The organism is Pinirhizobacter sp. (genome assembly GCF_036499745.1).
GTDB lineage: Bacteria > Pseudomonadota > Gammaproteobacteria > Xanthomonadales > Rhodanobacteraceae > Pinirhizobacter.
In genome coordinates, this window is sequence record NZ_DASYDG010000059.1 from 22,504 (window position 1) to 42,976 (window position 20,473).

Consider the following 20,473-nt stretch of genomic DNA (forward strand, 5'->3'; position numbering starts at 1 on the left):
CGAGTAGACAGCGGGAACACAGGGGAACGACGGATGACCAAGCGAAAAGTCGCCGCGCTGGCGGCGATCGGCTGCCTGATGATGGCAGCGACGGCATGGGCGGACGAAGCGCCCGCCAGGCCACTCGTCACCGACCCTGTGTACCTCGGCCCCGCCCGGCTTGTCGATATCGGAGGCAGGCGCCTCAACCTGTATTGCCGTGGCAGGGGCTCGCCCGCCGTCATCTTCGATGCCGGAGCGAACGATACGACGATCGCATGGGCGCTGGTGCAGCCGGCGATCAGCAAGACCCACATGACCTGCTCATACGACCGCGCCGGGCTCGGCTTCAGCGACGCGTCCAACCGTCCGGGCACCTCGGCGAATGATGTCGACGATATCCACAAGGCACTGCAGGTGGCGCATATCAAACCGCCCTATCTCCTCGTGGGGCATTCGGCGGGCGGCATGGCGGTTCGTGTCTTCGCCGATCGCTATCGCGATGAAGTGGTGGGCATGGTCATCGTCGATGGCTCGCATGAGGACCAGGTGAGCCGCGCGAAGGCACGCGAGGCGCTCGAGGCCGCGGAGATGCCTGCGCTGGCACATCGCGATGTCCCGCCTGATCCGCACTGCGTGGATGCCGCGAAAAGCGGCGCGATCCCAAAGGACTCGCCCGCCTACACGCCTTGCGTCGGCGAGATGTATCCCGGGGTGGATCAGGCGATTACCGATAAAACCTTTGCGGTCATGGCGGCGCTCAAATCCCAGAAAGCTCACGCTTCTGAGGACGCGAACTTCGCGACGGTAAGCGCGGACGAAACCCGCGCCACACGCCGCGATTTCGGGGACATGCCCATCATCATGCTCACGCATGCGCCCCGCCCCGCTCCCAAAGGCATACCGCAGGCGATGCAGGACCGGCGCACCATGGTGTGGGAACAACTCCACAACGAGGTCGCCGCCATGTCCACGCATGGCGTCAACTGGATCGTTCCGCGCAGCGGCCACACCATCAACTACGACCGGCCTGAGATCGTGATCGATGCGATCAACCTGGCCCTGGCGATTGCAACCGGGCAGGCAAGCCAACCTAAGGTGACTCACGATCAACCCTAAATCGGACAAACGGCGATAGTGTTCGAGCGCTGATCGATTGCCAGGATAGATGAAGCCATCAGGTGTGCTCCGATGAGGATCTCGGGGAAGCGGTCAGAAACCTTGGCGTCAACGTCTTTTAGAACGACCGCGCTCAGTTCCACGGACCCGGCGACAACGCCTTGCGATGTCTCAATCTTGGTGTTTGACAGCTGACCAGTACCAGACCTCTCCAGGGGTGCCGACGAGATACCGGACCACATATGGCTCGGAACTACCATGCTCACGTTTGCGCCAGTGTCGATATTGGCTTCAAACAGCTTTCCGTTTATTCGAACGGGGACGCGGAACGCGCGCTCATAGGAAAGAGCGTCGCTGTCGTCGCGCGATAGCCGGGAGGCTGTGCTGAACGTAATCTGCCGTCTGCCATAGTCGATGACTAGCAGGCCGTCAGAAAAGAACGCTCGACCGAGGATCCCGTCGAAAGCAGCATCCCCCGTCGCCTGCTTCTTGTAATCGCGAGTGATGACATCGAGGTCCTTGCGCTCGAGGGAGCCCAACGACAATGAGTCCAGATGGGTCGTCTCGACCTCGACGGTCTTCACTGCGTCGGACGTTGCCGCGCGGTCGGATGGATGAAGACCGAGCGTGGCAAGCATGCTTGCGTCGAGACGGCCCATGCCGCTGGCACCCGTGTCGACAGCGAAACGGTAAGGCCCGCGACCGTTGACGCGGGCCTCAACATAGACCCGCCCGTCGACCACAGAAAAAGGCAGCCGGATAACCGCGTCCATGGGCGCGCGAGCCACCGCGCACGCGTCCTTTCCCCAAGTGGGTCCGCTGCCGGAAGCCGCCAGCCACATTAAAGCGATAATCGTGTACGTGCGTCGCATCCATCATCCCCTCTTTTTTTGGAATAGTTCACGCTCCCGATTCGTTATCGGTCAATCGCCGTACTCCTTCGGAATCGCCAGACCCAGCGCTCTTTAGCGACTCCTGCTCTCCATCAGGCCCCACCCCATAGCCAGCAACGACACAACGGCCATCGCCAGCCACATGCCGATGGCAGATGTCGATAGCTCCCCGGCCAACCAATCCCGCCAGCCGATATGCAACAGCGGCACACTGGCCAGGCAGATCCAGCAGGCAACTGCGCCCATCAGCACGCCCAACCAAAGCGGCCACACGACACGGCGGCGACGCAGCGGCAATTGCTGCATTACCCGATCGCTGAAACCATCGTCGGCGACGGGCCCCTCGAACTGCCGGCGCAGCAGCGCGTCGATCGCGTCTTCGTGCGGTGCATTCATGATGCTTCCTCCGTCTTGTCATCGCGCCAGTCCACCAGCCACGTTTTCAGTTTTGCCTTGCCCCGCGCGGCATGGGTCTTCACCGTGCCGAGCGGCATTCCCAGCACATAGGCGGCCTCCTCGTGGCTCAGGCCCATCTGCGCGCAATGCAGCAGCACCACCTGCTCGGCTGGGGACAGGCGTTGCATGGCGCGTTCCAGGTCGAGCTGCAGGTCGATCGCACGCGCCGGCGCCTGCCATTGCTCCATCGCCTCGTCGCTGACACCCTCGAGCCGCGAGGGACTACGGCGTGCCTGCAAGAAACAGGTGTAGGCAATGCGGTACACCCAGCTGGAAAACCTTGCCTCACCGCGGAACTGGTCCAGCCTCCGCCAGGCCAGGATGAAGGTCTCCTGCGCCAGGTCGTCGGCCGCGGCATCGTCGCCGTGCAGCAGCCGGCGCAGTTGCGCACGCACCATGCCCTGGTTCCGGCGCACCAGTTGCTCGAATGCCCGACGATCACCGTTCAGCCGTATGCGTGCTACCAGGGCCTGATCGATGTGCGCCTCGGCGGCGCTGTCAGCCACGCACATCGCCTCGCCGGTTCAACCACCAGCTGGCGAGGTAACCCAGGCCGGTTATCAGCGGCAGCAGGCCGATGCCCCATAGGCGGTTGATGCCCAGGCCGTTGTCGAGCTGGCCCGGCAGGGCCAGGAACATCGCCACGATCCCCAGGCCGCCACCGATCAGCACCAGCGCCCGTCGCCGCTCGCAATAGGCCACCTGCGGTTCCAGCAGCAGCTGTGGCGGCAGATCCACACCCTTGTCGGCCAGCTGCATCAGGGCGTGGTAACGCGCCTTGGATTGCAGATACCGGTAGCGCAGCACGATCAGCACGATCAGTACGGGGGCCGACATCACTACAAATGGGATGAAAAGGTATTCCATGGTCTTGCTCCAGAGGGTGTATGAAGCCGGAAGGCTTTGGTAACAGAAAAGGGTGCAACGCGCCTGCCAGAGCTCAGGGTTTGGCGCCTTCAGCGGCAAGCAGGTCGGCAATCTGCTCGGCCAGCAACCAGTGTTGCGATGGCCCCTCGTTGCTGGTCAGGGCTACGGCTGCGCCGGTTTCCCAGATCATTTCCAGGTCGGCCGTGGTGCCCTCGATGCCGCCCTGGTGGCCGCGGACGTGGTGGCCGTGCGAGAGCCGATCGTCGATGCCGGCTCCAATGGCCGTGTGGGGGCCTAACGGCACTTCGTCATCGAACATCTTCGCCAGTGTCACGGGCTTGACCAGCTTGGCCCCGTGCAAGGCCGCGGCGAACCGCAGCAGGTCGGCATTCGTGGAGTAACCGCCACCTGCGGGGCTGCCCTTGTGGACGCTCTGCACCCAGTTTGCCTTCCAGGTTCGGGAGAACACCCCATCGTCGTGGTAATAGCCGACCGCAAGCCCGGGCACGATCTCGTCCTCGCTGTCGAAGCCGCTGGATGTCATTTGCGCGGGATCGAAGATGTGTTGCTGGATATAGTCGAAGTAGCTTTCGCCGGAAACGTTCTCAATGATGCGGCCGAGCAGGATGTAGCCGGCGTTGCTGTAGCTCGGCCTCTTGCCGGGCTCACCCACTTTGGGCTGGCGGGCGATCAGCCCCAGGTAGTCCGCCGGGTTGATGTAGCGCTGGGATTGCTCGAAATACTCCGGCACCATGAAATCGCCCAGGCCCGCGGTATGGTGCAGCAGTTCCCACACGGTGATCTTCTGCGCCATCGCATGGTCGGGATATTCCGGCACCAGCTTCGCCAGCGTGTCGTTCCACGACAGCTTGCCGGCTTCGACCAGCTGCCCGATGGCGACCGCGGTGAACATCTTGCCGACAGAGCCGATGTGGAACCTGGTTTGGCGGTTGATCGGCACGTTGAAAGTGCGATCGGCAAGGCCCCGGCATTCGTCGAACACGGTCCCGCCACTATCGGATACGGTCACGCAGCCAGAGAAATCGGATTCGCGCACCAGACGGTCCAATACGGCGTGTATCTGTTTTCCCAGCTCCGCATGCGACACCGGCCCCTTGGGCCAGTCGGCATACAGTGGATCGTCCATTCCTACCAGGTGCACCTGCATGAACTGGTCTGGATGCGCCGGGTCGGCGACCAGCCAGAACAGGCCGGTTTGCCCACGGCGCCGTCCCTTGACCGCCACTTCCAGCAGCCCCGGCTGGCGCGGGTCCGTACGCACGTCGAACACGTCCACCCCGCCTTCATCGCGTACGGCCGACACCAGGCCGGTGATGAAGTCCGCCTTGTCGTCGGCTGCGACGGACCCGGCCAGGATGCTGGGAGCCCACTGCCGGATCTGCGTAGGGTTGTCGGTATCGATATGCCGGACCAGCTCGCCAGCAAGCCGGCCCTCGAGCGTATCGGGCAGCTGCGGGTTCAGGGATGTCGCCGCCATGGATGGAGCTGCCACGCAGAACAGCCCAGCGCAGGCACACAAGGGTATAAGCCTGAGCGTACGGATCACGGCCCTGGCGAGGAAGGTGCGGTCGATCATGGGGGATGCTCTCTGGGTCTCACCGGCCGACATGGCGGTATTGATCCCTTAGATGCAGCAACCCCGCTGATTGGATTCAGCCGGTTTCGCTAGCCGCTTCACTCCAGTTCGGCAATCCGCCTCTGCAGGTCCTCCTTCTTGACGGGATCGGGCTCGGTGGAGAGACGTTTCGGTGCCCCGTTGCTGTCATGCCAGTGAGGTCGTGGCCGCCACGCTCAACCCAGCGTCCGCTCGCCATCGACAAGCCGGTAACCCACACCTGGCTCGGTCTTGAGCCAGCGCGGGGTCGTCGCGTCGTCGCCCAGCTTTTGGCGTAAGCGGGCTAATAAAATACGCAGGTAATGCGTATCTTCCACATGCGAAGGGCCCCATATGTCGCGCAACAGTTGCTGCTGGGTAACCACCCGCCCGCGGTGGCGGACCAGCATGCCCAATACCGCAAACTCCTTCCGGGAAAGTGAAATGGCTTGACGGTCCACCGTCACTTCGCGCAGGGCCATATCCACCCGAAGCCGACCATCATCGTAGATGGGCGGTTGCTCGTCCTGACCACGATGCCGTAGCAACGCACGTAGCCGGGCCATGAGTTCCTGAATGCTGAAAGGCTTGGTGACATAGTCGTTGGCGCCCGCATCGAGCGCGCGGACCTTGTCTCGCTCCCCGTCACGAACGCTGAGCACCAATACCGGGATCTCGCTCCAGGTGCGCAGTTGGACCAACACCTGCTGACCATCCTGGTCGGGCAATCCCAGGTCGAGGATCACCACATCCGGTGCAACAGTAGCGGTGAGCATCAGACCCTCCGCAGCGGTGGCCGCCAGCACGACCTCATAGCCTTCCGCGCGTAAACCAATATCGAGGAACCGGCGGATCTGCGGTTCGTCATCGATAATCAAGATTCGGAGGGCTTTGCTCACGGTGAAGCCGGCGGCGGCGGCGGGGTCATAGGAAGGGTCAGGCGGACCGTGGTGCCACCTCCTACGGCGGGCATGGCTTCGACCGTGCCACCGTGCGCGCCGATCATACCGCGGCAGATGGCCAAGCCCAGCCCCGTGCTCGGACCGGCCCGCTCGCCGCGGGCCACTGAGTAGAACATGTCAAAAATACGCGCACGCTCCTCCTCGGGGATGCCTGGCCCGTGGTCAGTCACCTCGACCCGCCATTGAGCGTCGATCACCGTGGCCACGACGCTTACCGCGTCGCCAGACGGGGAGAAGCGCGCCGCGTTCTCCAGCACATTAAACAGTGCCTGCTCCACCAACGCCGGATGGACATGGAGCAAGGCCTCGCCGGCATTGGCCTCCGTATGGATCAGCGTATCGGGCAGCAAGCGGTGCAATCGGCCCACGGCGGCGGCGACGATGTCCGCCCCATCGATCCAGTCCCGCGTAAGTTTCAGCGTCCCATGGCCCAGGCGGGTCATGTCCAGCAGGTTCTGGATGTAGCGGTCCAGCCGTTGCCCTTCGCCAAGGATACCCTCCAGCAGTTCCTTGCGTTCGTGCGCTGGCAAGCGACCCTCATAACCGAGCAAAGTGCCGGCCGAACCAATCATCGAGGCCAGTGGCGAGCGCAGGTCGTGGGATACCGACGACAACAACGCATTGCGCAAGCGCTCGGTTTCGCCCTGGACACGGCTGCTTTGAAGCTCCTCTACCAACCGCGCCCGCTCCAACGCCTGGCTCAAGTCCTGGGCCATGGACAGGGCCAGACCGCGCCGGTCCGGGTCAGGCTCGCCCACCGCCTCCGACCAGCGCAAGGCCAACGCGCCGGCCGCATGGCCTTCAGTGCTCAATGGAAGCACCCAACAGGAGGCAGCATGAAGGGTATCGGTGAACCGGCCCGCCGCCTCCCCGTGGCGTTCGGCCCAGTCTGCAGCGGCTGTGTCTTGCATCGATAGGACGACCCCGGCGGGTGCACTTGCAGCGACGGTCATCCCGCCCTCGCCATCGCGCACGAGGACCGCCGCTTCGCAATGCAAGGCCTGGGCGACGGCGATGACGGCCTCGCGTCGCATCGCGGGAGCGTCGGCGCTGCTGACCAGCGCTTGGCCCAGGCCCAACAACGCTCGCGCCTGAGCGTGAGCGGCGCGCAAGGATTGAACCTGAGCGGCCAGGCGGGTGGCCAGACGACTACAAACCAGCGCGGCCACGAGAAACAGCACTACCGCCAGGACATCGTCCACATTGGCGATCGCCAACGTATACCGCGGAGGTGCAAAGAAGAAGTTGTAGCCCAGAAAGCACGCCAGGGCAGTGTAGACAGCAACGGCCATGCGTGTGCGTACCGCCACCACCAGCACGGCCGTGAGGAAGATCAGGGCCAGGTTCGCCACTGACAGATACCGGTCGGCGACGAAGGCCAGCGCAAAGGCTACCAGCGTCGCCAGCGTGGCCTGGATATATTCCCTGCCCGCGCCCCAGCCGCCGGGCGGCAACCATCGTCGGCTGCCGGCCTTGCGCCGGTTAGGGGTGGCAACGATGGTCAGCTCCAGATGCGTGCCTTGGCGCAGCAGGCGTTGGGTGAGTGACCGGCCCAGCATCCGGGCCAACGGGCGCTCGCGGGTGCGACCCAACACGATCTGGCCCACACCTTCGCGGTCGGCATAGGCCAACAGTTCCTCGGCGATGGCGTGGCCGCGCAGGATGACCGGCTCACCTCCCAATCGCCGGGCCAGGCGCAGGGATTGCTCGACGCGTTCACGCCGTTGGAGGTCGGTCACCTCCCCGGTGTCGACATACACCACGCTCCATGGCGCACTACGCCGCTCGGCAATCCGCCGGGCGACGCGCACCAGATAATCGCCCTGCCCGGCTCCATCGATCGCTGCCAGCACGCGCCGGCGCACCGACATGACCTCCCCCCGGGCCAGCATGTCGGCGCGCAGGTCGCTATCGACGTGCCGGGCAACAGTATCGACGGCCAACTCGCGCAACGCGGCCAGGTGGGTCGGAGCGAAAAAAGAGTCCAGGGCCATGGCAGCCGTTTCAGGCACATAGACCTTGCCTTGCCGCAAGCGCGTGATCAGTTCCCGTGGCGGCAAGTCCACCAGCACGATGTCGCGCGCGCGGTCAAGAAAGCCATCAGGCACCGTCTCGCGGACGGTCACGCCGGTGATCCGTGCCACTTGGTCGTTCAGGCTCTCCAGGTGCTGGACATTGAGTGCCGTGTACACCTCGATGCCCGCGTCCAGCAACTCGTTGATGTCCTGCCAGCGACGCTCATGCCGCGCACCGGGGACATTGCGGTGGGCTAGCTCATCAACCACCAGGATCGCTGGACGTCGAGTGAGCGCCGCATCCAGATCGAACTCGGTGAACTCCCGTTCGCGATGAACCAGGGTGCGCCGGGGCAAGACAGGCAGTCCTTCCATCAGCGCCGCGGTCTCGGCCCGTCCGTGGGTTTCCACCAGTCCGATAACCACATCCACGCCCTGGCGATGTAGTTCGCGAGCGGCCGAGAGCATCGCGTAGGTTTTACCGACGCCGGGTGCGGCACCGAGGAATATCTTTAGCCGTCGTTCGCGCTCGCCGTCGACTGCATGAAGCAGTGCATCGGCGCGCGCGTCGCGCAAGGACGGGGTCATGCCAGCTGAGTCGGAGGCCATGTAACCATGCTACCGCGCGGCGTCCAGGGCCAGGTTCAAGGTCAACACATTGACCCGCGGCTCGCCGAGGATCCCCAGCTGACGGCCTTGGGTTGCATCGGCGATGAGACCTTGAACGCGGGCCAGGGGCAGGCCGCGGACGCGTGCCACCCGGGCGGCTTGATAAGCCGCTGCCGCCGGGCTGATCTGCGGATCCAGACCGCTACCCGAGGCGGTCACCAGGTCTACGGGGACCGGCGCCGTGTTGCCGGGGTCGGCTGCGCGCAAAGCGGCCACGCGATCGCTGACGGCCTGGGTCAGTGCGGGATTGGTCGGGCCCTGGTTGGATCCCGAGGACGATGCCCCGTTGTAGGCCTGTGGTGAGGTCGCGGACGGACGGCTCCAAAAATACCTGGGGCTGGCAAATGGCTGGCCGATGAGCGCTGAACCGACCGCGTGGTCAGCGGCGCCCAGAAGGCTCCCGGTCGCCTGGACCGGGAAGGCCACCTGGCCGATGCCCGTGACAGCCAGGGGGTAGATAACACCCGTAACCACGGTAAGAATCACGAGCAGTACAAGGGATTGGCGAAGTAGCTTAAACATGGATCACTCCGGCACCGGCAACATGAAATGCGCTGGCGCAGTGGATAGGAAGTCGCACAACGATCAGGCCAAACCCGTGGCCACGAGCAACAGGTCGATGAGCTTGATGCCGATGAAGGGCACCACGATGCCGCCCAGTCCATAGACCAGAAGGTTGCGCCGCAATAGTGCGCCTGCGCCGAGCGCGCGGTATTTGACACCCTTCAGTGCCAGGGGAATCAGGAACACGATGATCAGCGCATTGAAGATCACCGCCGAAAGAATCGCGCTTTGTGGCGTGGCCAGGTGCATGACATTGAGCGCGTTGAGCGCGGGGTATGTGGTGGCAAAGGCCGCCGGGATAATCGCGAAATACTTGGCGATGTCATTGGCGATGGAAAACGTGGTGAGCGCCCCCCGGGTAATCAGCATTTGTTTGCCGATCTCAACCACCTCGATAAGCTTGGTGGGGTTGGAGTCCAGATCCACCATGTTGCCGGCTTCCTTGGCCGCCTGGGTGCCACTGTTCATCGCGACGGCCACATCGGCCTGGGCCAGGGCGGGCGCATCATTGGTACCGTCGCCACACATGGCCACCATGCGGCTCTCCGCCTGCATGTCGCGGATGAGTTTGAGCTTCGCCTCCGGCGTGGCCTCGGCAAGGAAGTCATCCACACCGGCTTCAGCGGCAATGGTCGCCGCCGTGAGTGGATTGTCGCCGGTGATCATCACCGTGCGAATGCCCATCTTGCGCATCTCGGCAAATCGCTCCTTGATGCCTGCCTTGACGATGTCCTTCAGTTCGATCACGCCCAGCGCGCGGTCACCCTCGACCACCACGAGCGGGGTGGCGCCGCGCCGGGCCACCTCTTCGGCCATTTGACGCAGCCGCGGCGGCATGTGCCCATGAACCTCGCCCAGATACCGCTCGACGGCATCGAGCGCACCCTTGCGGATTACCCGCTCGCCGATGTCCACGCCGCTCATGCGGGTCTGTGCGGTGAAGGGCTGGAAGACGGCCTCGGCAGGCAAGCGTTGGGTGGCCACCTTGTAGTGCTGCTCGGTCAGGACAACCACGCTGCGGCCTTCGGGGGTGTCGTCGGCCAGTGAGGCCAGCTGGGCCACCTGGGCCAGCTCTTGCTCGGCGACACCGGGCGCCACATGCAAAGCGACGGCCTGGCGATTACCCAGGGTGATCGTGCCGGTCTTGTCGAGCAGCAGTACGTCGACATCGCCCGCCGCCTCGACCGCCCGGCCGGAGGTGGCGATCACATTGGCCTGGATCATCCGGTCCATGCCGGCAATGCCGATGGCGGACAACAGCGCACCGATGGTGGTGGGGATCAGGCAGACCAGTAGCGCGACCAACACCGTCAGCGTGATCGGGCTGCCGCTACCGGCCGCCTGGACGCTGTAGATCGAATACGGCAGCAGCGTGGCGCAGGCGAGCAGGAAGATCAGGCTGAACTTGGCCAGGAGAATGGTCAGGGCAATCTCGTTCGGGGTTTTGCGCCGATTGGCCCCCTCGACCATGGCAATCATACGATCAAGAAAGGTCTCACCTGGATTGGCGCTGATGCGCACCACCAGCCAGTCCGAAAGCAGGCGCGTGCCGCCGGTCACCGCATTGCGATCCCCACCAGACTCACGGATCACCGGCGCTGATTCACCGGTGATGGCGCTTTCATCCACGCTCGCCGTGCCGGCCACTACCTCGCCGTCGCCAGGCAGAAGGTCGCCAGGCTCCACCAGGACGAGATGGCCCGCACGCAGCTCATTGGACGGAACAAAGGTGACGGCCCCACGACGGTCTTCTGAAACCAGCTTTTTGGCAATCACATCTCTGCGTGAACTGCGCAGTGCCGCGGCCTGGGCTTTGCCGCGCCCCTCCGCCAACGACTCGGCAAAGTTGGCGAACAGTAAGGTGAACCACAGCCACAGGCTGACCCAGAAGATGAAGGCGATGGGCGCCTCTCCCTTCCCGGCCAGGGCCTGCACCCATAGCGCGGTGGTGAGCACCGAGCAGATGAAGACCACGAACATGACCGGGTTGCGGAACTGCTGGCGCGGGTTCAGCTTGGCAAAGGCATCCACGATGGCCTTGCGTATCAGATCGCCGTTGAAGGTTCCTGCCGGGCGCGTGCGCGGGGCAATGGGTTGTTGGGTGATGGTATCCATGAGTGAACTCAGTGAGTCGCCATCAGCGCTTCGACGATGGGTCCGAGCGCGAGGGCAGGCAGGAAGGTCAGTGCGCCCACGACAACGACCACGCAGGCGAGCAAGGTAATGAACAGGGGCGTATGGGTCGGCAGGGTCCCGGCCGACGCCGGCACATGCTTCTTGGCAGCCAGGGCGCCAGCCATGGCCAGCATGGCAATCATCAGCGGGAAGCGGGCCAGGAACATGCAGATGCCCAGCAGAGCGTTCCAGAACGGCGTATTCGCCGAAAGTCCGCCAAAGGCGCTGCCGTTGTTATTGGATGCGGAACTGACGGCGTAGAGAATTTCCGAGAAACCGTGCGCACCCGGGTTTGCGGTACCCGCCGTGCCCGCGGGCACCATCACGGCCACGGCGGCGCCAATCACCACCAGCGCGCAGGGCAGCAACACGGCCAGGCTGGCCATCTTCATCTCGTGGGCTTCGATCTTCTTGCCCAGGTATTCGGGGGTGCGTCCGACCATGAGCCCTGCGAAGAACACAGCGACCACCGCAAAAGCCAGCATGCCGTAAAGCCCCGATCCCACCCCGCCAAAGATCACCTCGCCCAACTGGATCAGCCACATGGGCACCAGCCCCCCGATCGGGGTGAATGAGTCATGCATGGCGTTGACCGACCCGTTGGATGCGGCGGTGGTTGCCGTTGCCCACAGTGTGGAGTTGACGATACCGAAGCGGGTTTCCTTGCCCTCCATGTTGCCGCCGGCCTGGAGCGCCGAGGCGGTCTGGTCCACCGCCAGTCCATGCAAAGCGGGATTACCCCCCTGCTCTGCCCCGGTGCAGATCAACAGGAGCGGAACGAAGATCAACAGCATCGCCCCCAGCAGTGCCCAGCCCTGCCGGCGATCCCCCACCATCTTGCCGAACGTATAGCAAAGCGCGGCCGGGATCAGCAGGATGGACAGCAGCTCGAGAAAGTTCGCCAACGGCGTGGGGTTCTCGAACGGATGAGCGGAGTTGACATTGAAGAACCCGCCGCCGTTGGTGCCCAATTGCTTGATCGCAATCTGCGAGGCTGCCGCACCCATGGGCAGGATCTGGGTCTTCACCGGGACCTCTTCGGTGACCGGCTTACCGGCGGCATCGAGCTTGGGTTGGCCGTTGCCATCGAGCACGGGCTGGGTGGCCGTTGTTGCCTCGACCAGCGGTACTTCCACATAGGGTTTGAAGCTTTGCACCACGCCCTGGCTCATGAGCACCGTGGCCAGGACCAGGGCCAGGGGCAGCAGCACATATAGCGTGCTGCGGGTCATATCGACCCAGAAGTTACCGAGCGCCCGGGCCGAGCGACGGGTGAAACCACGGATCACAGCAATAAGCACGGCGATGCCGGTGGCAGCGGAAAGGAAGTTCTGGACCGAAAGGCCCAGCATCTGGGTCAGGTAGCTCATCGTCGACTCGCCGCCGTAGCCTTGCCAATTGGTATTCGTTGCAAAGCTGATGGCGGTATTCATCGCCGAGTCGGCCGACACGGCCGGCAGGTGCTGAGGGTTCAGCGGCAAGACTCCCTGGAAGCGCTGTAGTAGATAAACCGCTAGCAGGCCAATGAGGTTGAACATCAGCATCGCAAGCGCATAGCGCTTCCAACTCATGTCTTCGTCGGCGCGGATGCCACTGATCTTGTAGACGAAGCGCTCGATGGGCGCACCCACCCGGTTGATTCGGTTAGGCGCGTCCTCGAACACGGCAGCCATGTAGGCGCCGAGCGGCTTAACGAGGATAAGCAGCACGGCCATGAACACGGCCATCTGCAGCCAATCGTTGGCAGTCATTCGAACCACTCCGGTTTAAGTAGAGCCGTGGCCAGGTAGCCCACCAGGGCCAGCGCGATAACGGCGGCAATCACATACATGGCGGTCATCGCGCGCGCTCCAGGTGCTCGCAGAGCGCCAGAAAGCCGCCAGTCAAGGCGGTCAGGCCCACTAGCAACAACAAGAACAGGACGTCCATCGGGAATCTCGGTAATTGGATCGAGAAAAATGGTAAGTGCAAACCCCGTAACTTCGCCGTAGCGCGTTCGGGGTTTGCCGTAAAAAGTGTGTATATTTTAAGGCTTGGCAGCCGCCCTAGAAGCGCGTAGAGAACCCCAGGTAAATCTGGCGATCGGGCGTGGCGTCATTGAGCCCGAAGTTGGCACCCACATCGAACTGCAGCGTCGAGGTGGCGGCCACGGTCAACGCGACATCCGCCGAGCGCTGGCGGATGGTGCCTGCGGGATCGTGGTTGTCCTGGGTCCAATATTCGACGGCGATGCCGAGCCGATCCGAGATTGGTCGCGACAGGTTGACCAGGTTGGTGTAGGCGGCGTGGCGACCGGTGCCCGAGCTATCGGCGAGCGCATCCACTTCAGGCCCAAGCACCAACGTGAACTTGTTGGGCAGCGTGATGCTGATGGGCACAATCACCCCGCCTTCCCAACGGCGGTTGCCGATATCGTGGTTGGCAGTGGGTGCCTTGATGTAGGGTAGCAAGGCGATCGCTACCGTGTCGTTGCTGAAAAAACGAACTTTGTAGCGCACAAATACATCCCCTGCGCCATCGATCGTATGCCGCGCAGTGCCGTCATCGGTACGTACGCGGACTTGCGGCGCCCAATTGACTTCGATGTCCTGATGATCATCGATGCCATATTTAAGATAAGGATTGATGGCGTAGGTGGTAGTGGTCCTGACTCCGCCATCATCGTTGCGTGTGACATTGGGCAAGTCCGACTCCACTTGCCAGCTGCCTTCGGGCACCGTGCAGGTCGCATTGGACTTGGTGGGTCGATCCGTGCACAAGGGGGCCGTAGCCGAATCCTGGGCAAAGACGGGGGACGCGCCGCTGGACAAGGCCAGGAGCGCCAGAAAGGCGTGCTGTGATTTCATGATGATCTCAAAAAAAAGGAGCCACGAAATGAGTGGCTCGATAAGTTAGATGCCCGCGTAGCCACCCAACTCGTACTCGTCGAGCCAACTCTGATTGGCTAGGGGGCCACGCCGGTCCGTCTCGACCCGGATATGCTGGCCACCCTCAGGATCATTCGCCGCCCCGGCGCCCCCGAGACGCAGACGGCCTCGACCTTTCAAGTAGTTTCGCGCGATGGCCAGGCCCATGCGCAACCCACCACTTCGCTCGCCAATCCACAGCACGCTGGCCAGTGGGGCAATTTGGTGATCGCTCAGGACCTCAAGATCAGGACCATCGTCACCCGCGACTTCGATGAACGGCACGCCCACCTCATGCAAGGCTTGAACGAGGGCCTGAGGTGCCGATAAGGCGAACTCTGCAGAAAGGTTGCCAAGTTCGAGGATGACCACCTCCACCCCATGTTCCCGACCTGCGGTCAGCGCTCGAACCACTCCAGAAACATCCGGGCAGGTCAGCACCTCCACGGGAACACGGGCGGTCGACTCACCTGCCTGAAAGTAGCTAGCCACCGCCGAACGGTTCGACTTGTTGGGGCCCTGAAGAATGAGAATGCTCATGCCACGTCCACCTCGGAAAATGTGGAGTGATCTTAATCAGGAGAGGCGCAAAGTTGCCGCAAAGCGCAGGCGGATTGGCGCAAAAATTTCGTATGTTTTACAGGTTTTGCTGTGCGGTTCGTAGGCGCCTACTTCCATTGCCTCTAATGCACGAGGTTCATGCCGGGGGTCAGTCGTTGGGCCGACCCTGTCGCCGCCCCATGCCAGGCACGATCATTCCGACGCGTTTTCGATAGTCGTCGTAGGCAGGGCCGAAATGGGCAAGCAGGTCGCGCTCTTCATGCGCGATCCCGATGAAGATGTAGAAGGTCATGCCCGCCGCGAACAATAGATGACTCATGGTCAGGTGCGGCGTTGCCCAGAAGGCAATGATAAAGCCCAGGTATAGCGGGTGTCGGACCCAGCGGTAGAGGAGCGGTTCGCGCAATTGTGGGGGGCGATCTTCCCGCGCTCGACCGTGGTGCCACGCCTGACTCAGTCCGAACAGTTCGAAGTGATTAATAAGAAAAGTACTTAGCAACACGACGGCCCAGCCCGTAGCGAACACCGCCCAGATCAACGGCGCTGCCGCGCCTTCACGCACGTCCCAGATCGCCCCGCCAAGCGTATGCCAATAGCCGAGCATGATCGCCAGGGCGGCAGCGGCTGCCAGCACGTAGATCGATCTTTCGACCGAAGCCGGTACGATTCGGGTCAAGCGCGCTTTGAACCCGGGTCGCGCCATGACGCTGTGCTGTATGCCGAATAAGGCGATAAGGAGCAGGTCGACACCGATGGCCTGGGCCACGGGCGTGCCGTTGACGGCGTCGTTGATCCTCGTTGGAAATATCTTGACGTCGCCCAGGAAGGCGATGAGCCACAGGAAACTCGCGAAAAAAAGAATATACGCAACAAGGGCAAAGCCCACCGCCACCATGCGTTGCATAAGCTGCCCCCATCGGAGAGGCGATCACGCTATCACGGTAGGGTCGGCAAGGGCCCTACCCCATTTGGTCGACGACATACCGACTGCTCAGGCACTGCACGATCAGAACGTCGCGCGCAGCGTCAGCGCATAACGGGTATCGTTCACGTACCAGGAAGTGATGTGCTTGCCCGATCCATTCTGATACATGATCGTGCGCTGTTCGGCGTTATTGAGGTTGTTCATCTCCACGCCGAGCTTCACATGCTCGTTGAACGAGTAGAAGATCGAACCGTCCAGCTGTCCGTAGGCATCGGCGAAGACCGGCAGCTTCCACGGAATGTTGTTATCGGTACCGTTGTAGCCGTTCGGACCGATCGACAGCAGATACTGGCTGCGCCAGTTGTAGGCCAGCCGGATTTGCCACGGGCCGTGCTCGTAGAAGCCGGCGACATTGAGGGAATCCCTCGACAGGCCATCCGCCGGGAGGCTGCCGAATGTGGAGCCATCGGTATCCACCGGCACCGCGGTAGTCTCGTTCGGCACATGGGTCCTGCTCCGGATGTAGGTGTAGTTCACCGACATGCCGAAGCCCTTGACCGGCAGGAAATCGAAGAACTGATTCCAGCCGAATTCCGCGCCATCGATGGTCGCCTTGCCGACGTTTACGGGGTGGGTGATCAGATACTGATAGTTGTTGCCATCGATACCGGGATACGCCACGAATTGCGACTCGTTGCGGAAATAGTCGCTTATCCCCTTGTGGAACAGACTGACCCAGGCCATGCCGCCGTGGTCCTGATCGAAGTACCACTCCAGCGACAGATCGAACTGGTTAGCCTTCATCGGCGTCAGGTACGGATTGCTGGTGGTCGAAGTGCCCGTCAGGGTCAGCTTGTCGGTCGGCAGGGTGGTGGTGCCGGGCGGCGGCGTATAGCCTGAAAGCACGGCGGCATTGAGAATCTGATAGGCCTGCATCTGGCTGAAGTCCGGCCGCGCAATCGCCTTGGAAAAGGCAAAACGCGTGATCAGGTTCGGAGCGAACTCCCACTTCACGTTCAAGCTGGGCAGGATGTCCGTGTACTCGTTGCGGGCGCTGATGGGCGTAGATTGGCCCGCGCCCAGATAGGGCGCAAACGCCTGGTCGGGATACGTCAGGAAGCCTTGGGCGGCATTCCTTGTCTTCACCGCACGCACGCCGATGTTGCCGCTCAGATTGGCATCGTCCACCCCGAAGTCGAGCATGGCGTACGCCGCGTAGGTTTTTTCGTGCTGAAGGTTGGTGTGCGAAGCATCGAGCAACGTGGGCTTGTATGGGACGTCATAACCGCTGCCGGCGATGTAATACGGGACGGCGGCGTTGTGGATATCCGCGTAGCTGCCCGGGTAGCCAAGCGCGGTGGACGGGACCGGTGCATAGAACGCTCCTGGTATGCCGGCGTCGCCCCGGTAGAAATTCTTGAACGTGTCCAGGTGCACCAGGCTGGTATTGACCGTGCCGTTCAAATCCAGGCCGGGCATGGCACCGCCGGGTATTGCCCAGCCTTGCATCCAGGTCTGGAACACGGGCACCCAGTTATAGCCGGTATCGATGTTGTCGGCATCACGGTTGGTCAGGCGCACGCCTGCCCTCACCCCCTGCACGAACCCGTCAGCGAAGCTGTGCGAAATGTCGGCGCGCCAGGCCAGTTCTTTCGCATAGTTCTGATCCTGGTGATCCATGGTGAACCCCCAGTAGTAATTGGCGGGATTCCCGGTGAAGTTGGGATCGACGCCGATGTGCGGCGGGTTGTTACCGTTCAGGGCGACGTCGATGTAGGGCACGTTGGTGCCCAGCGCCACCGTGGAATCCAGACTGTTGGTGGTGGCCTTGACGAACTGCACGGAGCTTGTGAGTTCAGTGCCCGTGCCCAGCCGCCACTTCATCCCGGTGGTGAAGTCCGTGGTCTTGGAGTGGCTGTCGGATGCGCGGATGTCGGTGCCCATCGGCATGCCGCCATTCTGCGTGAGGCGACCGGACTGGAACACCCCGCCATTGACCTGGCTCGGCTGGCTGGCGTCCACCGTCACCTGGGTTGGGTCGTTGCTCACGAAGATCGCATCCTCGTTCCAGACTTCGTGGTATTTGCTCTGGAACGCGGTGGCGTAAAGGTCAAGATCGTCGCTGGGACGCCACTGGAAGGCCAGGTAGGCACCATCGCGCTTGCGATCGTAGAGCAAGGTGCGCCAGTCGGCGCCGCGCGGCACCCAGATGCCGTCTGCGTTCTTGAAGAACGGACGCACGAACAGGCCGTCCGTGCGCGTGGACAGTTGGGAATCGGCGACGTCGAGGAGGAAACCCATTTCCCCGAGGCTGGTGTTCCAGCGATTGCTGTAGAGCACCGAGCCGGAGGGCTTGTACTTCTTGGCGAAGTCGCCGTAGTTCTCGCTGGCTGAAGCGGCGATCTTCTGGCCCGGGAAGTCGAAGGGCATGAAGGTGCGCAGGTTCACCGTACCGCCCAGGCCGCCCTCGATCATCTGGGCCGTCTGGTTCTTGTAGACGTCGACGCCGGACATCAATTCCGAGGGCACGTCCTGGAAGCTGAGGGCCCGCCCGCCATTGGCGGAGAAACTGTCGCCACCATTCAATTCGGAACGCACCTGCGTGAGGCCGCGCACCTGCACACCATTGCCTTCGGCAGAGAAGTGCTCCGGATCGCCTTGGGAGAGGAAATGGTCGATGGTGACGCCGGGAATGCGCGACAGGGTCTCAGTGACGCTGCGATCCGGCAGCGCGCCGATGTCCGTGGCGGATAACGAATCGACGAAGGTGTCGGCGTCGCGTTTGACGTCCTGCGCCTTCTCCACCGATGCGCGGATACCTGTCACGGTGACGGCTTCGAGGTCCTTGGCGTCCTTGGCACTGGAGGCTTCCGGTTTTTTCCTGGTTTTAGCATCGGCGGGCTTGGCTTGGTCCCTGGCCTGGCTTTGCGCCTGTTCCTGGGGCGTCGCCGCCTGCTGGGCGTGGGCGCCGAGCGGCGCATAGAGCAGCGTCATGCCTATGGCCACGGCCGCCGAAAGACGCGCCCGTGGCAAGCAATGCTGGACCGCATAGGCGGTCTTCCCGCGCACAGCCTCAATCATGGTCAGAACTCTCCCGTCTTGTCGTTGGCCATCGGCCGAAACTGCAAGCTTCGTATCCCCGGGCCCCCGCGACCCGGTGGCTGCGTCAGGCCGGATGACTGGCCCTGGCAACGTCACGTCCTGCTTGGTGGTGGCGCATGCTGTATTGCGCTGTCGTGACACACAATTGCGAAATTGATGGGCGCGAGTAATGTTTCTTCGTTTGCGGTTGCCACATCGAACGGTGAAACCCCTACTCCCTGGCTAAAGCCCGGTAGGTGAAATCCCGCATCACCACGCTGCCCTCGCCTGCGCTGTAAACGCCAGTCCTCAGGCTCAGGAATCCACCAAACACGTTGTGGTGGATGCCCGATACCTCCATGCGAAGGCCATGCAATTGCCAGGTTTTTCCGTTGTCGAGCGAATAGTGGTACGTCACAACGTGATCCTGATGGGTCACGCGTATGCGCAAGCTCGATGCCTGCATCGATACGCGCATCCAGGTTTGTTCCTCCGCGCACGTAAAGGTCTTCAGAACACGATCGCGTCGCGAAAGGCCGGTGACCGGCGTCCAGTTCACCAGGTCGGTGGAGTGCCAGATCACCAGGCCCGGGCACGCCGCGGCGGGGACTACTCGGCGGCTGCGCGCTCGGGCGTGTCGGCTGGGCAGTCGGGCTTCAGGCGCCTGCCCGCACGGAACAGATCGATGCATACGCGCATCTGGGCCTTGAAGGCCAGGTCAGGCGTGTTTACCGGGCAGCCATGCGACAGTGGCTTGCCGTCGTTGTACTGGGCGATACAAGTCGGCAGTGGCACGGTGACCGGAGGCGGGTCGCCGACCAGCGACGCGGCCGGTAGATTGAGGCGCTCGTCGGTATTCTTTCGCGAGGCCGGCGGCGGAGGTGCGCCGCACAGCATGGTGGAAGCCGTACTGCTCTTGTCCGGATCGCACAGACTTTTGGCGATCTCATGGATCGCATCGCCTATATGGCGACCCACTGCACCACCGGCTGTCTCGTCCGGCGGCGGGAAATACTTCTCGAAACGCGTGGCCTTGTAGTGCATGCGGTTGCTGTCGTGCTGCATGATCTGACGATCGTCCGCGGGCTTGGCCGGTTTGGCTTCGGCCGTGGGTGCGGCCGGGATCGGCGCGGGCGATAACCGTATCGAGCCATCCTTGGCGAACAAACTGCTGGTGGCCGGTGTGGCCACGGAGGCCGCCGGAGCAGGTGCTGCCTCATGATCTTGCACAACCATCGCATCACGAGGTGGTTTTTCGTGCGACTCAGGGCGAACACGTGCTGCCGCCGCCCGGCGCGGCGACACCAACTCGGGCAGTTCGGGTGGTGCTGGCGGCGGCGCGGTACGCGACGTGCGGGTGTCATCGAGAAGACGCACGATCAGCTTCTGCTCGCTATCGACAGGTGCTGGCTGCCTTGGAGACCACAGCGTCAGCGCGAACAACATATGCAGCGCCAATACCAAAGCCAGCACGAGCACGTTCGCCCGAGGCTTAAGCGCCGGCTGTCGCCAGCGCCTGCGACCCAAGGTCTCACACGTTTCGCTGTCGAGTAATGCCGGACTGCGCGCGGATGCGCCCTCCCGGTGATCTTGGCCCTGCCCCGTACGTTCGATGATACCGCCCCATTCAAGCCAACTATCCGCGCAAGAACGTGCGCATGTCTTCAACGCGTGTTTCGCGCCAAC

18 protein-coding genes are annotated in these 20,473 nt (G+C 62.9%); 1 reads left to right on the top strand and 17 read right to left on the bottom strand.

Features of this window, described 5'->3' with window-relative positions:
• The first annotated feature begins 33 nt into the window (after positions 1-33).
• Positions 34-1,098 (top strand): alpha/beta hydrolase, encoded by a 1,065-nt coding sequence (locus VGM61_RS19315; protein WP_331524568.1) that lies wholly within the window; start codon positions 34-36, stop codon positions 1,096-1,098.
• Here VGM61_RS19315 and VGM61_RS19320 read toward each other — a convergent pair.
• The 17 genes from VGM61_RS19320 to VGM61_RS19400 form a co-directional block, all read right to left on the bottom strand.
• Positions 1,095-1,871, bottom strand: coding sequence for an aspartyl protease family protein (locus tag VGM61_RS19320; protein WP_331524569.1), 777 nt, complete (start codon positions 1,869-1,871; stop codon positions 1,095-1,097). The two genes, VGM61_RS19315 and VGM61_RS19320, sit on opposite strands and share 4 nt — an antisense overlap.
• Before the next feature lie 192 nt (positions 1,872-2,063).
• Positions 2,064-2,387, bottom strand: coding sequence for a DUF5056 domain-containing protein (locus tag VGM61_RS19325; protein WP_331524570.1), 324 nt, complete (start codon positions 2,385-2,387; stop codon positions 2,064-2,066).
• The gene (locus tag VGM61_RS19330; protein ID WP_331524571.1) at positions 2,384-2,953 is read right to left on the bottom strand and encodes an RNA polymerase sigma factor; all 570 of its coding nucleotides are present in this window, start codon (positions 2,951-2,953) and stop codon (positions 2,384-2,386) included. The genes VGM61_RS19325 and VGM61_RS19330 overlap by 4 nt, the downstream gene beginning before the upstream one ends.
• Positions 2,946-3,314 carry a DUF6249 domain-containing protein gene (locus tag VGM61_RS19335; RefSeq protein WP_331524572.1) on the bottom strand — a complete coding sequence of 123 codons (369 nt, stop codon included), beginning with the start codon at positions 3,312-3,314 and terminating at the stop codon, positions 2,946-2,948. The genes VGM61_RS19330 and VGM61_RS19335 overlap by 8 nt, the downstream gene beginning before the upstream one ends.
• A gap of 73 nt (positions 3,315-3,387) precedes the next feature.
• Positions 3,388-4,911, bottom strand: coding sequence for a serine hydrolase domain-containing protein (locus VGM61_RS19340; RefSeq protein ID WP_331524573.1), 1,524 nt, complete (start codon positions 4,909-4,911; stop codon positions 3,388-3,390).
• 215 nt (positions 4,912-5,126) lie between these two features.
• Positions 5,127-5,828 carry a response regulator gene (locus VGM61_RS19345; RefSeq protein WP_331524574.1) on the bottom strand — a complete coding sequence of 234 codons (702 nt, stop codon included), beginning with the start codon at positions 5,826-5,828 and terminating at the stop codon, positions 5,127-5,129.
• On the bottom strand, positions 5,825-8,482 hold the full coding sequence (locus tag VGM61_RS19350) for a sensor histidine kinase KdpD (protein ID WP_331524601.1): 2,658 nt from the start codon (positions 8,480-8,482) through the stop codon (positions 5,825-5,827). Before VGM61_RS19350 ends, VGM61_RS19345 begins: the two co-directional genes overlap by 4 nt.
• 42 nt (positions 8,483-8,524) lie before the next feature.
• Positions 8,525-9,097: a potassium-transporting ATPase subunit KdpC gene (gene kdpC / locus VGM61_RS19355; protein ID WP_331524575.1), complete on the bottom strand. Its 573-nt coding sequence runs from the start codon at positions 9,095-9,097 to the stop codon at positions 8,525-8,527.
• 63 nt (positions 9,098-9,160) lie between these two features.
• Complete coding sequence (gene kdpB, locus VGM61_RS19360; RefSeq protein WP_331524576.1) at positions 9,161-11,254, bottom strand: potassium-transporting ATPase subunit KdpB; 2,094 nt, start codon at positions 11,252-11,254, stop codon at positions 9,161-9,163.
• An 8-nt stretch (positions 11,255-11,262) separates the two neighbouring features.
• Positions 11,263-13,065, bottom strand: coding sequence for a potassium-transporting ATPase subunit KdpA (gene kdpA, locus VGM61_RS19365; RefSeq protein ID WP_331524577.1), 1,803 nt, complete (start codon positions 13,063-13,065; stop codon positions 11,263-11,265).
• A complete protein-coding gene (gene kdpF / locus VGM61_RS19370; protein ID WP_331524578.1) occupies positions 13,062-13,154 on the bottom strand; it encodes a K(+)-transporting ATPase subunit F in 93 nt (30 codons plus the stop codon). Before kdpF ends, kdpA begins: the two co-directional genes overlap by 4 nt.
• 205 nt (positions 13,155-13,359) lie before the next feature.
• Positions 13,360-14,160, bottom strand: a complete 801-nt coding sequence (locus tag VGM61_RS19375; RefSeq protein WP_331524579.1) for a transporter — start codon at positions 14,158-14,160, stop codon at positions 13,360-13,362.
• 45 nt (positions 14,161-14,205) lie between these two features.
• On the bottom strand, positions 14,206-14,760 hold the full coding sequence (locus tag VGM61_RS19380; protein WP_331524580.1) for a hypothetical protein: 555 nt from the start codon (positions 14,758-14,760) through the stop codon (positions 14,206-14,208).
• Positions 14,761-14,929: 169 nt separating this feature from the next.
• Entirely contained in the window at positions 14,930-15,685 is a 756-nt protein-coding gene (gene mddA / locus VGM61_RS19385) for a methanethiol S-methyltransferase (RefSeq protein ID WP_331524581.1), read from the bottom strand.
• Between the two features lie 102 nt (positions 15,686-15,787).
• Complete coding sequence (locus tag VGM61_RS19390) at positions 15,788-18,787, bottom strand: TonB-dependent receptor (protein ID WP_331524582.1); 3,000 nt, start codon at positions 18,785-18,787, stop codon at positions 15,788-15,790.
• 232 nt (positions 18,788-19,019) lie between these two features.
• A complete protein-coding gene (locus VGM61_RS19580) occupies positions 19,020-19,370 on the bottom strand; it encodes a hypothetical protein (protein WP_414694920.1) in 351 nt (116 codons plus the stop codon).
• 26 nt (positions 19,371-19,396) lie between these two features.
• Positions 19,397-20,314 carry a hypothetical protein gene (locus VGM61_RS19400; RefSeq protein WP_331524584.1) on the bottom strand — a complete coding sequence of 306 codons (918 nt, stop codon included), beginning with the start codon at positions 20,312-20,314 and terminating at the stop codon, positions 19,397-19,399.
• Between the last annotated feature and the right edge of the window lie 159 nt (positions 20,315-20,473).

Bases quoted from the DNA above. Each gene is read 5' to 3' on its own strand.
- VGM61_RS19315 (WP_331524568.1), top strand. From the start codon at position 34: ATGACCAAGCGAAAAGTCGCCGCGCTGGCGGCGATCGGCTGCCTGATG.
- VGM61_RS19320 (WP_331524569.1), bottom strand. From the start codon at position 1,871: ATGGACGCGGTTATCCGGCTGCCTTTTTCTGTGGTCGACGGGCGGGTC.
- VGM61_RS19325 (WP_331524570.1), bottom strand. From the start codon at position 2,387: ATGAATGCACCGCACGAAGACGCGATCGACGCGCTGCTGCGCCGGCAG.
- VGM61_RS19335 (WP_331524572.1), bottom strand. From the start codon at position 3,314: ATGGAATACCTTTTCATCCCATTTGTAGTGATGTCGGCCCCCGTACTG.
- VGM61_RS19340 (WP_331524573.1), bottom strand. From the start codon at position 4,911: ATGATCGACCGCACCTTCCTCGCCAGGGCCGTGATCCGTACGCTCAGG.
- kdpC (WP_331524575.1), bottom strand. From the start codon at position 9,097: ATGTTTAAGCTACTTCGCCAATCCCTTGTACTGCTCGTGATTCTTACC.
- kdpB (WP_331524576.1), bottom strand. From the start codon at position 11,254: ATGGATACCATCACCCAACAACCCATTGCCCCGCGCACGCGCCCGGCA.
- kdpA (WP_331524577.1), bottom strand. From the start codon at position 13,065: ATGACTGCCAACGATTGGCTGCAGATGGCCGTGTTCATGGCCGTGCTG.
- kdpF (WP_331524578.1), bottom strand. From the start codon at position 13,154: ATGACCGCCATGTATGTGATTGCCGCCGTTATCGCGCTGGCCCTGGTG.
- VGM61_RS19375 (WP_331524579.1), bottom strand. From the start codon at position 14,160: ATGAAATCACAGCACGCCTTTCTGGCGCTCCTGGCCTTGTCCAGCGGC.
- VGM61_RS19380 (WP_331524580.1), bottom strand. From the start codon at position 14,760: ATGAGCATTCTCATTCTTCAGGGCCCCAACAAGTCGAACCGTTCGGCG.
- mddA (WP_331524581.1), bottom strand. From the start codon at position 15,685: ATGCAACGCATGGTGGCGGTGGGCTTTGCCCTTGTTGCGTATATTCTT.
- VGM61_RS19390 (WP_331524582.1), bottom strand. From the start codon at position 18,787: ATGATTGAGGCTGTGCGCGGGAAGACCGCCTATGCGGTCCAGCATTGC.